Below are 12481 nucleotides of genomic sequence, written 5' to 3' on the forward strand. Positions count from 1 at the left end.
CACGCAATAATTCTCAACCTACGGGCGCGAAAGCAAACAGGCAACGGGGCGCCTGTGGACGGCCAGCCGCCACTAGTGGACGACGCGGCCGCCACTGGTGGACGGCGCGCCGCCACTTGGATGGCGCCTTCGCCAATCCGCCTGCGCGGTCTATTCGCCGGGCGGCTTGCGGTCGAAATTGAGCGGCCGGGCCATCCAGGCGGTCGTCAGGCCGATCACCCAGCGGCCGACCGGCCGCGGCAGCAGACCGAGCAGCTTCAGGGGCCAGCTTATGTGGTAGGGAAAGGTGACTTCGAAGCCGCCGGATCTGATGCCGCGCGCCATACGGCGCGAAGCGCGATGGACGGGCATCAACCCCGGCATCGGCAGCATGTTCTTTTCCGTCAGTGGCGTGTCGACAAAGCCCGGGTTAATCACCTGGACGCGAATGTTCATCTTGTCGAAATCGTACTTCAGCGACTCGGCGAGGATGTTGATAGCCGCCTTGGTGCCGCCATAGGCCGCGGTGGTCGGCCAGCCGGAATAGGCCGTTACCGAGCCGACAAGCACGACATGGCCGCGCGAACGCACGCGCATGTGCTCGACGACGGGCACCAGGCCGTTGAGGATGCCGAAATAGTTGACCTCGAAGGACCGGCGGAAATCCCGCACGATCAGGTCTTCGCCGGGGGTGGCGATGTAGTTCCCCGCGTTGAAGACGGCCAGCACGATCGGACCGAGCTCCTTCTCGATCGCCGCGACCGTCGCTGCCATGCGCTGCTCGTCGGTGACGTCACAAGGAAAGGAGGTGACGCGGCCGGGCATCTGCGCTGTCTCGACGAGCAGCGTGTCGACCGGATCGCCGTCGAGTGCGGTCACCGCGACGGCATAGCCTTGCGCCGCAAGATCCTTGGCCAATGCGCGGCCGATGCCGCTGCTGCCGCCGGTGATCCAGGCGACACCGTGCTTCGGGTTGGCCCGATAGAGAGTCATGCTGCGCCCTGTGAATGTGTCGATAGTGCTCTAGCGGTGGATAAATCGAATGAAAAGAGCGCTTTTCGCGCGATGTGGAAATGAACATTTTGACAACACATCCGTTTTGAGACGCATCCTGGCAATTGCGGTGCCCGAAATGCCGCTAGTCCAGGTAAATTCTTGCCTTGAAACCGAAGCTTCGGGTTTCTAGGGTCTCGCCGCACCTACAAAAGGAATCTCCATGCATCGTTCTGTGATCGAAGCGATTGGCAACACGCCCCTGATCCGCCTCAACAAGGCGTCAGAAGCAACCGGTTGCGAGATCCTGGGCAAGGCCGAATTCATGAATCCGGGTCAGTCGGTCAAGGACCGGGCCGGCCTGTTCATCATCCGCGACGCCGAACAGCGCGGGCTTTTGAAGCCGGGCGGCGTCATCGTCGAGGGAACGGCTGGCAACACCGGTATCGGCCTGACGCTGGTCGCCAAGGCGCTCGGTTATCGCACCGTGATCGTCATCCCGGACACGCAGAGCCAGGAGAAGAAGGACACGATCAAAATGCTCGGTGGCGAGCTGATCGAGGTGCCGGCGGTGCCTTACAAGAACCCCAACAATTACGTGAAGCTCTCGGGGCGCCTGGCCGAGCAGATGGCGCGTTCGGAGCCGAACGGCGCGATCTGGGCCAACCAGTTCGACAATGTCGCCAACCGCGACGGCCATATCCGCACCACCGCGCAGGAAATCTGGGCCCAGACCGACGGCAAGGTCGATGGGTTTGTGTCGGCCGTCGGTTCCGGCGGGACGCTGGCCGGCGTTGGCCTTGGGCTGAAGGCCAAAAGCAACGACGTCAAGATCGCGCTCGCCGATCCGCTGGGCGCGGCACTCTACAGTTTCTACACCAGCGGCGAATTGAAGTCCGAGGGTAGCTCGATCACCGAAGGCATCGGCCAGGGGCGCATCACTGCCAACCTCGAAGGCTTCACGCCGGATTTCTCGTTCCAGATTCCGGATGAGGAAGCGCTGCCGATCGTCTTCGACCTGATCCAGGAAGAAGGGCTGTGCGTCGGCGGCTCGACCGGCATCAACATTGCCGGGGCGATCAGGCTGGCGCGCGAACTGGGTCCCGGCCACACCATCGTGACCCTCCTTTGCGACTACGGCACGCGCTACCAGTCGAAGCTGTTCAACCCCGAGTTCCTGCGCGAAAAGGGGCTGCCGGCGCCGGGCTGGATGGACGAGCAGAGCAAAATCTCGGTGCCGTTCGAAAAGGTCGCGTGATGGCACACAAGACCGAAGCGCTGTTTCGCGACGACGCCTATCTGAGGACGACTGATGCCACGGTCGTCGCCGTCAACGAGCGCGGCGGCATCATCCTCGACCGCTCGATCTTCTATGCGACGTCGGGCGGCCAGCCGGGCGACACCGGTGTGCTAGAGCGCGCCGATGGCAGCCGCATCGCCATTGCCGCCACCATCACCGGCGAGACCAAGGACGAGATCATCCATGTTCCGACGCCCGAGCAAGCGGTTCCTGGTGTCGGCGAGCGGCTGAAGCTCGCCATCGACTGGGAGCGACGACACCTTCTGATGCGCATGCATGCCGCCTGCCACTTGCTTACCGTTGTCTGTCCGTACCCGATCACCGGCGCTTCAGTTTCCGAGGACGACAGCCGTGTCGACTTCGACATTCCGGATGCCGGCTTCACCAAGGAGGACGTGACGGCGGGGCTGATGGAACTGGTGCGCGCCGACCATCCGATCTTCACCCGGCTGATCACCGACGAGGAACTGGCGGCCAATCCCGGCCTGGTGAAATCCAAGAATGTGCGGCCGCCTGTCGGCACCGGCATGATCCGTCTGGTCTGCATCGGCGAGAATGCCTCGATCGACAGCCAGCCTTGCGGCGGCACGCATGTGAAGAGCACCGGCGAAGTCGGTGAGATCCATATCGGCAAGATCGAAAAGAAAGGCCGCGAGAACCGGCGCTTCCGTATACGCTTCGGGCCGATGCCGGCGATCTGAATGTCAGTGCTGCCACAGGCGAGCAGGAGAAAAAGAATGGCCGAGGACAGTCCTTTCATCGTCGACGCGGACTGGCTGCAGCAGCGCCTGGGGGAGCCGGGCCTGACGATCATCGATGCGTCCTGGTACCTTCCGGCGCAGAAGCGCGACGCGCGCGCCGAATACGAGGCGGCACATATTCCAGGTGCGCGGTTTCTCGACCAGGATGCGATCTCGGACCCGGAGTCCGGCCTGCCGCATACGCTGCCGTCGCCGCAGAATTTCGCGCAATATGTTGGCGGCATGGGCGTTTCGGCCGACGATACGATCGTGGTCTATGACGGCCCCGGCTATTTTTCGGCGCCGCGCGGCTGGTGGATGTTCCGGGTCATGGGTGTCTTCCAGGTCTATATCCTGAGCGGCGGCTTCGACCGTTGGAAGGCGGAGGGTCGCCCGGTGACGGCGGAGCGGACGAAGATAGCACCTTGCATCTTCCACGCCGATTTCGATGCAGGTCGCGTCGTCAGCCTCGCCGAGATGCGCCACATCGTCGACAAACGAGAAAGCCAGATCGCCGACGCGCGCTCTGCCGGCCGTTTCGCCGGTACCGAGCCTGAACCTCGCGCCGGCGTCCGTTCCGGCCATATGCCTGGCGCGCGCAATGTCCCGGTTACGGCACTCGCCGAGAACGGCGAATTGCTGCCCAAGGATCGCCTGCGCAAGGTGATCGAGGATGCCGGCATCGATCTGTCGAAGCCGGTCGTCACGTCATGCGGCTCGGGCATCACTGCGGCGGCGATCTCGCTGGCGCTGGAGACGCTTGGCCATGCCGACAACAGGCTTTACGACGGTTCGTGGACCGAATGGGGCGGGCTTGGCGATACGCCGGTGGTGACGGGCAAGGAATGACGGTGATGGAAAACGGAGCGCTGGAAGACATCGACGTCACGGTGACGTTTCTCGAAATGCATGTGCCGCCAGCCTACTCGCCGCCGGTGCCGTACAACCGCCAGATCGCGCTGCTGAAAACCAAGGATATTCCACTGCATTTCTACCGCTACCTGATGGATCGGGTGGGGCGGAAATGGCACTGGGTCAATGTGCTGCGGCTGGACGATGAGGAGCTTTCGGCCGGTCTGCATCGCGAAGACCGCGACATCAGGGTGCTTTATCTCGACGGCGCGCCGGCCGGTTTCTTCGACCTCAAGCCGCATCTGCCGGAAGAAGTCGAGCTCGCCTATTTCGGCATGATGGAGCACGCCACCGGGCAAGGCATTGGCCGCTGGTTCCTGGGCGCGGCGATCGCCGCCGCTTGGTCCTACGGACCGAAGCGGGTGACGGTGCAGACCTGCACACTCGACCATCCCGCGGCCTTGCCGCTCTACCAGAAACTCGGCTTTGCGCCGGTGGCGCAAAAGAAGGAGATCGTGCATCCGATGACCTTCGCCGAGCGCTCGGCCAGCGTCATGCGGCCGTAGCTGCCCAATCGCCGGGTGACGCTGCGTCGTTTCGACGATTTCATCCGCTGAGCCTGACCAAAATTTTGGAGCAATACTGGAAAGAGCCCGGCTTGAACGAGCCGGGCTCTTTCCATATCGCTGATCGTCTAGGGGCCAATGGAGGATCGGATCATGACGATACGGGTGGTGATGGCAGGCGCGACGGGCTGGGTCGGCAAGGCACTGGTGCCGGCGATCGCGGCGCAGGCCGACATGCAGCTCTCCGGTGCGGTGTCGCGCAGCGGCGCAGGACAGGATTCCGGCCTGTTGGTCGGTGTGCCGGCCAATGGCGTTATCGCTGCCGCTTCGTTGGCGCAGGCGCTGCAGGCGCCGTCCGACGTGCTGGTCGATTACACCAAGCCGGATGTGGTGAAGGACCACGTGCTGCTCGCCATCGAGAAGGGACGGCACGTGGTCATCGGCACATCCGGGCTCGGAGCCGCCGACTATGCCGACATCGATGCGGCTGCGCGCGCCAACCGGGTCGGCGTCATCGCGGCCGGCAATTTTTCGATCACCGCCACGCTGATGAAACGCTTCGCCCTGATGGCGGCGAAATATGTGCCTGATGTCGAGGTCATCGACTATGCCAGCGCCAGGAAGCCCGATGCGCCCTCAGGCACGGCGCGCGAGCTGGCCGAAGCGCTGGCTGACATCCGCAAGGCCTCGACTGCGCGGCCCGTGTCGGAAGTGTCAGGTGTGCCGGGAACACGGGGTGCCGCGGTCGGCGCGGCCGAGGGGGTCCAGGTGCATGCGCTGCGTCTGCCGTCCTACATCCTGTCCTGCGAAGCACTGTTCGGCCTGCCTGATGAGCGGCTGACCATCCGCCATGACGCCGGCTCGTCCGCAGCACCCTATGTCGCCGGCACGCTGCTCGCCGTCCGGCGGGTTCCGGAAGTCATCGGACTGATGCGTGGGCTCGACGCCCTTATGGATTGAGGTTGGCAGGAATCGGGTGGGACGAGCTCAGACCACAGCATAATTTCCGGTCACGACACCGGAGACTTCGCCATGACCATCCAGTTCAAAGCCTTGCCGACCGAAGATGTGAGAGCCTTGCAGCGCGGCGGGGCGGACGCCTATGGCCGCAAGCCCGAGCAAAGCATTTCCGACGGCGACGGCGTGCCGTGCCGCCATTGCCTCAGGAATGTCGCCGCCGGCGATGCCTATCTGATCCTGGCCTACCGGCCGTTTCCGGAACTGCAGCCCTACGCCGAGACCGGGCCGATCTTCCTGCATGCCGGCGAATGCGAACGCGCGGCCGAGGCCGAGGCGCTGCCCGACATGCTGGAAAGCAGCGACTATATCGTGCGCGGCTATGGTCGGGACGACCGCATTGTCTATGGCAGCGGCGGCGTCATCCCGACGGCAGCCATCGCGGCACGCGCCGAGGCGCTGTTCGAGCGCGACGACATCGCTTACGTCCACGTCCGCTCGGCGCGCAACAATTGCTACCAGTGCCGGATCGAACGCGCCTGAGGTGCGTAAAAAGACGCCCGCCGATGATCTGGCGGGCGGTTGGGAATCGTATGACAGAAGCTGCGGCCGAAGCCGCCGGCAAAGCCTGGTAATCGCCGGCGTTTGGGAGGCGGCTCGAGTCGTCAGGGAACGACACCTGTGTAGGCATAGTTTTCGAACGCTGAATGTGAAGTGCTTCACACAGGGCGTGTTTGGTCACGGCGGTGGTGCGCGATGTTGGTGACGGCTGTCGTACTCCCGTCGCATAAGCGCGCTAAAGGGTAGTCGTCGATCGATTGCCGACCGCGGATGGACCGGCGGCACATCTCGACATCGAGGAAGCGGGGCTTTGGCTCCGCTTTTTTGTTGCGCGCTTTTGCCGGCAAGAAAAAGCCCGTCGGAACGAACCGGCGGGCGAGACGGGAGGACGCTCTTGCTGGCGTGCTAGAGCGGTTCAGGGTCGCCGATCCGCTCTAACTCTTTGTTTTTGCGCAATTCCGGACGGAAAACCGCTGCGCACTTTTCCTGAAATTGCTCTAGGCGGCGAGCACTGCCTTCGGCTCGACCAGCTCGTAGCCGAGCGCTTCGGCCACCGCACGGTTGGTGATCTTGCCCTTGTGGACGTTGAGGCCATTGCGCAGATGGTGGTCGTCGACCAGCGCCTTCAGACCCTTGTCGGCAAGCTGCAGGCCGTAGTGCAGCGTCGCGTTGTTGAGCGCGTGCGCCGAGGTGACCGGCACCGCGCCCGGCATGTTGGCGACGCAGTAGTGGATCACACCGTCGACCTCGTAGGTCGGCTCGGCATGGGTGGTGGCGTGCGAGGTCTCGAAGCAGCCGCCCTGATCGATGGCGACGTCGACCAGCACCGAACCCTTCTTCATGCCGGAGAGCATTTCGCGCGTCACCAGCTTGGGCGCCGCAGCACCCGGGATCAACACGGCGCCGACAACGATGTCGGCCGAGAAGCATTCCTCTTCCAGCGCTTCGACGGTCGAGTAGCGGGTATGGACGCGGCCGGCGAACAGGTCGTCGAGCTGGCGCAGGCGCGGGATGGAGCGATCGATGATGGTGACGTCGGCGCCGAGGCCGACCGCCATCCTGGCGGCATGCAGGCCGACGACGCCGCCGCCGAGCACGGTGACCTTGCCGGGCAGCACGCCGGGCACGCCGCCGAGCAGCACGCCGCGGCCGCCATTGGCCTTCTGCAGCGCGGTGGCGCCGGCCTGGATCGACAGGCGGCCGGCCACTTCCGACATCGGCGCCAGCAGCGGCAGGCCGCCGCGATCGTCGGTGACGGTCTCATAGGCGATTGCCGTGACGCCGGAGGCGAGCAGGCCCTTGGTCTGCTCCGGATCCGGAGCCAGGTGAAGATAGGTGTAGAGGATCTGGCCGTCGCGTAGCTGGACCCACTCGTTGGGCTGCGGCTCCTTGACCTTGACGATCATGTCCGACTTGGCGAACACGTCGGCGGCCGTCTTGGCGATGGTGGCGCCGGCGGCGCGGTAGGCGTTGTCGTCGGCGCCGATGCCGGCACCGGCGCCGGTCTCGACCAGCACTTCATGGCCATGCGCGACATATTCGCGGACCGAGCCCGGCGTCAGGCCGACGCGGTACTCGTGGTTCTTGATTTCCTTGGGGCAGCCGACGCGCATTTTCTTCTCCTGATCCGGCCCTTAAGGGCGCGTTCCCTGTTGTTTTCGTGCATGTCGTTACGCCCAAAACCGCTGAACACTTTTGGGCGACATGCATTGAACCCAGTGAACCATGAATCGTTGCGCAGGTGTTTGCGAATGCGCTTGCGCTAACCGGCATGCTTCGATAATTGTTGCGCGAAATATCAGGATTTTCGAAGGAATCCCGAAGAATGCCGCTCGACAGGATTGATATCGCCATTCTGGAGACATTGCAGAAGGATGGGCGGATACCCAACGCCGCGCTCGCCGAGAAGGTCGGCCTGTCGCAGTCGGCCTGTTCACGGCGGCTGGACAATCTGGAGAAATCCGGAACCATCCGCGGCTATCATGCCCGGCTCTCCAATGCAGCACTCGGCCACCAGATGACGGCGATCGTGCATATATCGCTGTCGGGGCAATTCGAGAAGACGCTGTCGGATTTCGAAGCCGCGATCAAGCGCTGCCCGAATGTACTTTCCTGCCACCTGATGTCAGGCGAGTACGACTATATACTGCGCATCGCGGCAAAGGATCTCGTCGACTACGAGCGCATCCACAAGGAATGGCTGTCGGCCATGCCGCATGTGACGAAGATCAATTCGTCCTTCGCCTTGCGCGAGATCGTCGACCGGACGACCGTGGGGCTGAGGCCTGAAATGGCTTAGGCTGCTAAATTCTGGCGGTCTCCGTCACCACCTGGTCCATCGGGATGTCGTGTGGTTGCGGGTAAATCGTGGCGATGCGCTGCAGTTCGTAGCCGACGCCGATGACCAAAGGCTTGAACGGCATCGCGGCCAGGGTGCGGTCGAAGAAACCGCCGCCGTAACCCAGGCGATAGTTCCGGGGATCGATGCCGACGATCGGCGAGATGACGATGGCGGGCAGCACCGGATCGCCTTCGGCCGGGATCGGGATGTTCCAGACGCCTTTCTCCAGCCGATCGCCAGGGACATAGGCGCGAAACACCAGCGGCTGCCCCTTCTCGATGACGACGGGCAGAGCCGTGCGGCCGCCGCGCTCGTTGATGGATACCATCCATGGGCGCAGATCCGGCTCTCCGCGAAACGGCCAATAGAGGCTGACCAGGCGGCCGGCAATGTCGCCGATCAGCGCGTCGAGGCCTGCGGCTATGCGCTGCGACATTGCCGTTCGTGCGTCGGCGGAAACCGCCAGCCGCGCCGCGATCAGCCGCTCGCGCTCGGCCTTGCGCCAGCGTCGCACATCGGTCCATTCGGTGGGCGGCGTGCGGAACTCGGGATCGAGCTCATGCATGAAGCAGGGCGGCGAGGAATACTGCGCCGGATCTTCGCCGTCACGATCGTTAGCCATGCTTCATTCCCGTCATCCAGTCCGGTGAGGCTATACCCCGCATGAACCGGCCGGCATGTGCATTCACGACATCGAGCGGCGAGTCCCGGGCAGTCGGGACATTGTTGCAGTGCACAAAAATACCTATATCGAAGCTGGTGAATTTACGCGCCCATGGGGTGAATGAGATGAACGAAGCCAGCCATCATGTCGTCGTTGTCGGCGCGGGGTTCGGCGGCCTCGAATTCACCCGTGCGCTGTCGGGTGTGCCGGTGCGCATCACCATGATCGACAAGCGCAACCACCATCTTTTCCAGCCGCTGCTCTATCAGGTGGCGACCACGGCGCTAGCGACCTCGGAGGTTGCCTGGCCGATCCGCCATCTGTTGCGCAAGCGCAAGGACGTGACGACGCTGCTCGCCAATGTCAGCGGCGTCGACCGTGCCGGCAAGCGTGTGCTGCTCGACGATGGCAGCGCGGTCGCCTACGACACGCTGGTGCTCGCCACCGGTGCCCGCCACGCCTATTTCGGCCATGACGAATGGGAGCCTTTTGCGCCGGGGCTGAAGACGCTCGAGGACGCGACCACCATCCGGCGGCGCGTCCTTCTGGCCTTCGAGCAGGCCGAGCGGGAAACCGATCCCGAAAAGCGAAAGGCGCTGCTGACGCTGGCAATCGTCGGCGGCGGGCCGACCGGCGTGGAACTGGCCGGGACTATTGCGGAACTCGCGCGCGACACGCTGCGCGGCGAGTTCCGCAACATCGACACGCGCCAGACGCGTGTGGTGCTGATCGAGGCCGGCGACCGGATCCTTGCCAATTTCGAACCTCAGCTCTCGGATTATGCAAGGAAGGCGCTCGAGCGACTCGGCGTCGAGGTGGAACTCGGCCGCGCGGTGACACGCTGCGACGCCGAGGTCGTCGTCTTCGGCGGCACAGTCCTGCCGGCCCGGACAATCCTGTGGGCGGCAGGCGTTGCGGCGTCGCCGGCCGCCGAATGGCTGGGGGCGGCGGCGGATCGCGCGGGCAGGGTGCTCGTCGAGCCCGACCTCACCGTGGCGGGCAGCCCGGAGATTTTTGTCATCGGCGACGCGGCACATGTCCTGCGGCCTGACGGCAGGCCGGTGCCCGGCGTAGCCCCGGCCGCCAAGCAGGCGGGATGGCATGTCGCCGCGACCATCAAGGCCAGGCTTGCCGGCGACACGGCGCCGAGGCCGTTCCGCTACAAGCATGACGGCGATCTGGCGACGATCGGCAAGCGCGCCGCGGTCATCGATTTCGGCTGGATCAAGCTTACCGGCTGGCCCGCCTGGTGGCTGTGGGGCATCGCCCACATCTATTTCCTGATTGGCTTTCGCAACCGGCTGGCGGTGTCGCTTAGCTGGCTATGGATCTATGCGACCGGGCAGCGCAGTGCGCGGCTGATCACCCAGGGCGATGACGACAAGGGCTGACCTTGCTTGGCGCGAAGACGTTTCATCCGCCCGTCACCTTTTGCTGATCGACTGGATTCCCGATGGACATGGCCGGATTTCAGCGCGAAGCTTTTGCTTCGGGCAGGGCTTGTCGCATTGTCGAAACAGGAAAAAACAATGTCCCAACTGCTCCACCCTGTCTCCCGCCGCTCGTTGCTGGCGGGCGCCGCCGCAACCGGGGCGCTGATCATGCTGCACCCGTTCTCAGCCCGCGCCCAAGCCAACCAGGCGCATCTCAGGATCATGGAGACGACCGACATCCATGTGAACGTGCTGCCCTATGATTACTACGCCGACAAAGCAAACGACACGATGGGCCTGTCGCGGACGGCTTCGCTGATCGATGCGGTGCGCAAGGAAGCGGTCAACTCGATGCTGATCGATAATGGCGACCTTTTGCAGGGCAATCCGATGGGCGACTACATCGCCTATGAGAAGGGCATGAAGGACGGCGACCTTCATCCGATCATGAAGGGCATGAACCTGCTTGGCTACGAATGCTCGACGCTCGGCAACCACGAGTTCAACTACGGCCTGTCGTTCCTGGACAAGGTGTTGGCCGGCGCCAATTTTCCGCTTGTCTGCGCGAACCTGATCCGCGGCACCCAGCTCGCTACCAATCCGCGGGACGACAAGCTCTACCTCAAGCCATACGTGATCCTCGACAAGAAGATCAGGGACGGGTCGGGCGCCGAGCAGCCGATCAAGATCGGCATCATCGGCTTCGTGCCGCCGCAGATCATGGTCTGGGATCTGAAAAACCTCGAAGGCAACGTCAAGACGCGCGATATCGTCGAAGCGGCCAAGGCCTGGGTGCCCGAGATCAAGGAGCAGGGCGCCGACATCGTGATTGCGCTTTCGCATTCCGGCATCGACGTCAAGCAAGGCGACATGATGGAAAATGCTTCCTTCTTCGTAGCCGGCGTCGAAGGCATCGATGCGGTCTTCACCGGTCACCAGCATCTCGTCTTCCCCGGCAAGAAGGATTTTCAATCGCTTGAGGCCGTCGACACGCAAAAGGGCACACTACAGGGCAAGCCTGCCGTGATGGGCGGGTTCTGGGGGTCGCATATGGGCCTGATCGACCTGCTTCTGGAGCGCGACGGCTCGAAATGGCGGGTCGTTTCGGCGACCTCCGAGGCGCGGCCGATCTACGAGCGGGTCGACAACAAGAACAAGGCGACGGTCGGCGACGACAAGCGCATCATTGCCGCACTGGAACAGGATCATGAGGCGACGCTGGCCTATGTGCGCCGTCCGGTCGGCAAGACGTCGGCGCCGCTCTATTCCTATTTCGCGTTAGTCGCTGACGATCCGTCGGTGCAGATCGTGAATCAGGCGCAGAGCTGGTACCTCAAGGACATCCTCAAGAGCACGCAATGGAAGGACGTGTCGTTGCTGTCGGCCGCGGCTCCCTTCAAGGCCGGTGGGCGCAGCGGCGCCGACTACTATACCGACGTGCCGGTGGGCGACATCGCTATCAAGAATGTCGCCGATCTCTATCTCTATCCGAACACCGTGCGGGCGGTTGAAATCACCGGCGCACAAGTCAAGGAATGGCTGGAGATGTCGGCCGGTATCTTCAACCGGATTGAGGCGGGCAAAGCGGACGAGCCGCTGATCAACACCGATTTCCCCTCCTACAATTTCGACGTTATCGACGGTGTCAGTTACAAGATAGACCTCTCGCAGCCGCCGAAATACGATGCCAAGGGTGGTCTGGCGAATGCCGGCTCGAACCGCATCGTCGATCTGATGTTCGACGGCAAGCCAATTGATCCCGCAGCGAAATTCGTCGTTGCGACCAACAATTACCGCGCCGGCGGTGGGGGCAATTTCCCCGATATCAATGCCTCGAAGATCATCTATGAGGCGCCGGACACCAATCGCGACGTGATCGTGCGCTACATAATCAGCGAAGGTACGATAAACCCATCCGCTGATAACAACTGGTCGTTCGCGCCGCTGTCGGGAACCAGCGTCGTGTTCGAGACCGGACCCAAGGCGAAGGATTTCATCGCCAAGGTGAAATCCCTGAAGATCGAGCCCGCAGGCGAGGGCGAAGCGGGGTTTGCAAAGTACCGCATCGCTCTTTGAAGCAGGGTCGCGCTCAGCT

Annotated in this window: 12 protein-coding genes; 9 read left to right on the forward strand and 3 right to left on the reverse strand. The window is 63.3% G+C overall.

Features of this window, described 5'->3' with window-relative positions:
- Positions 1-150 precede the first annotated feature (150 nt).
- On the reverse strand, positions 151-972 hold the full coding sequence (locus AC1RUK_RS10830) for an SDR family oxidoreductase (protein WP_481835644.1): 822 nt from the start codon (positions 970-972) through the stop codon (positions 151-153).
- 223 nt (positions 973-1195) lie between these two features.
- On the opposite strand from AC1RUK_RS10830, the gene AC1RUK_RS10835 reads away from it, so the two are divergent.
- The 6 genes from AC1RUK_RS10835 to AC1RUK_RS10860 all read left to right on the forward strand — a co-directional run bounded on the left by AC1RUK_RS10835 (position 1196) and on the right by AC1RUK_RS10860 (position 5930).
- Positions 1196-2230: a cysteine synthase A gene (locus tag AC1RUK_RS10835; RefSeq protein ID WP_481835643.1), complete on the forward strand. Its 1035-nt coding sequence runs from the start codon at positions 1196-1198 to the stop codon at positions 2228-2230.
- Positions 2230-2973 carry an alanyl-tRNA editing protein gene (locus tag AC1RUK_RS10840; RefSeq protein WP_481835642.1) on the forward strand — a complete coding sequence of 248 codons (744 nt, stop codon included), beginning with the start codon at positions 2230-2232 and terminating at the stop codon, positions 2971-2973. Before AC1RUK_RS10835 ends, AC1RUK_RS10840 begins: the two co-directional genes overlap by 1 nt.
- Before the next feature lie 36 nt (positions 2974-3009).
- Positions 3010-3861 carry a 3-mercaptopyruvate sulfurtransferase gene (gene sseA / locus AC1RUK_RS10845; RefSeq protein ID WP_481835641.1) on the forward strand — a complete coding sequence of 284 codons (852 nt, stop codon included), beginning with the start codon at positions 3010-3012 and terminating at the stop codon, positions 3859-3861.
- Positions 3862-3866: 5 nt separating this feature from the next.
- Positions 3867-4430, forward strand: coding sequence for a GNAT family N-acetyltransferase (locus AC1RUK_RS10850; protein WP_481835640.1), 564 nt, complete (start codon positions 3867-3869; stop codon positions 4428-4430).
- Positions 4431-4583: 153 nt separating this feature from the next.
- The gene (gene dapB, locus AC1RUK_RS10855; RefSeq protein ID WP_481835639.1) at positions 4584-5390 is read left to right on the forward strand and encodes a 4-hydroxy-tetrahydrodipicolinate reductase; all 807 of its coding nucleotides are present in this window, start codon (positions 4584-4586) and stop codon (positions 5388-5390) included.
- Between the two features lie 72 nt (positions 5391-5462).
- The gene (locus AC1RUK_RS10860) at positions 5463-5930 is read left to right on the forward strand and encodes a DUF1203 domain-containing protein (protein WP_481835638.1); all 468 of its coding nucleotides are present in this window, start codon (positions 5463-5465) and stop codon (positions 5928-5930) included.
- 515 nt (positions 5931-6445) lie between these two features.
- On the opposite strand, the gene ald is transcribed toward AC1RUK_RS10860, so the two are convergent.
- The gene (ald, locus tag AC1RUK_RS10865; RefSeq protein ID WP_192181186.1) at positions 6446-7561 is read right to left on the reverse strand and encodes an alanine dehydrogenase; all 1116 of its coding nucleotides are present in this window, start codon (positions 7559-7561) and stop codon (positions 6446-6448) included.
- A gap of 212 nt (positions 7562-7773) precedes the next feature.
- Between ald and AC1RUK_RS10870 the strand changes: the two genes are divergently transcribed.
- Positions 7774-8247 carry an Lrp/AsnC family transcriptional regulator gene (locus AC1RUK_RS10870; RefSeq protein WP_006205413.1) on the forward strand — a complete coding sequence of 158 codons (474 nt, stop codon included), beginning with the start codon at positions 7774-7776 and terminating at the stop codon, positions 8245-8247.
- Positions 8248-8251: 4 nt separating this feature from the next.
- Here AC1RUK_RS10870 and AC1RUK_RS10875 read toward each other — a convergent pair whose 3' ends face one another.
- Positions 8252-8911 carry a 5-formyltetrahydrofolate cyclo-ligase gene (locus AC1RUK_RS10875; RefSeq protein ID WP_481835637.1) on the reverse strand — a complete coding sequence of 220 codons (660 nt, stop codon included), beginning with the start codon at positions 8909-8911 and terminating at the stop codon, positions 8252-8254.
- 167 nt (positions 8912-9078) lie between these two features.
- Between AC1RUK_RS10875 and AC1RUK_RS10880 the strand changes: the two genes are divergently transcribed.
- Positions 9079-10344 carry an NAD(P)/FAD-dependent oxidoreductase gene (locus AC1RUK_RS10880; protein ID WP_481835636.1) on the forward strand — a complete coding sequence of 422 codons (1266 nt, stop codon included), beginning with the start codon at positions 9079-9081 and terminating at the stop codon, positions 10342-10344.
- Between the two features lie 138 nt (positions 10345-10482).
- Positions 10483-12462: a bifunctional 2',3'-cyclic-nucleotide 2'-phosphodiesterase/3'-nucleotidase gene (locus tag AC1RUK_RS10885; RefSeq protein WP_481835635.1), complete on the forward strand. Its 1980-nt coding sequence runs from the start codon at positions 10483-10485 to the stop codon at positions 12460-12462.
- Positions 12463-12481: the final 19 nt, after the last annotated feature.

It is taken from the genome of Mesorhizobium monacense (genome assembly GCF_056781675.1).

Excerpts from the sequence above, each read along its gene's own strand:
- AC1RUK_RS10830 (WP_481835644.1), bottom strand. The coding sequence starts at position 972 with ATGACTCTCTATCGGGCCAACCCGAAGCACGGTGTCGCCTGGATCACC.
- AC1RUK_RS10835 (WP_481835643.1), top strand. The coding sequence starts at position 1,196 with ATGCATCGTTCTGTGATCGAAGCGATTGGCAACACGCCCCTGATCCGC.
- AC1RUK_RS10840 (WP_481835642.1), top strand. The coding sequence starts at position 2,230 with ATGGCACACAAGACCGAAGCGCTGTTTCGCGACGACGCCTATCTGAGG.
- sseA (WP_481835641.1), top strand. The coding sequence starts at position 3,010 with ATGGCCGAGGACAGTCCTTTCATCGTCGACGCGGACTGGCTGCAGCAG.
- AC1RUK_RS10850 (WP_481835640.1), top strand. The coding sequence starts at position 3,867 with ATGGAAAACGGAGCGCTGGAAGACATCGACGTCACGGTGACGTTTCTC.
- dapB (WP_481835639.1), top strand. The coding sequence starts at position 4,584 with ATGACGATACGGGTGGTGATGGCAGGCGCGACGGGCTGGGTCGGCAAG.
- AC1RUK_RS10860 (WP_481835638.1), top strand. The coding sequence starts at position 5,463 with ATGACCATCCAGTTCAAAGCCTTGCCGACCGAAGATGTGAGAGCCTTG.
- ald (WP_192181186.1), bottom strand. The coding sequence starts at position 7,561 with ATGCGCGTCGGCTGCCCCAAGGAAATCAAGAACCACGAGTACCGCGTC.
- AC1RUK_RS10870 (WP_006205413.1), top strand. The coding sequence starts at position 7,774 with ATGCCGCTCGACAGGATTGATATCGCCATTCTGGAGACATTGCAGAAG.
- AC1RUK_RS10875 (WP_481835637.1), bottom strand. The coding sequence starts at position 8,911 with ATGGCTAACGATCGTGACGGCGAAGATCCGGCGCAGTATTCCTCGCCG.
- AC1RUK_RS10880 (WP_481835636.1), top strand. The coding sequence starts at position 9,079 with ATGAACGAAGCCAGCCATCATGTCGTCGTTGTCGGCGCGGGGTTCGGC.
- AC1RUK_RS10885 (WP_481835635.1), top strand. The coding sequence starts at position 10,483 with ATGTCCCAACTGCTCCACCCTGTCTCCCGCCGCTCGTTGCTGGCGGGC.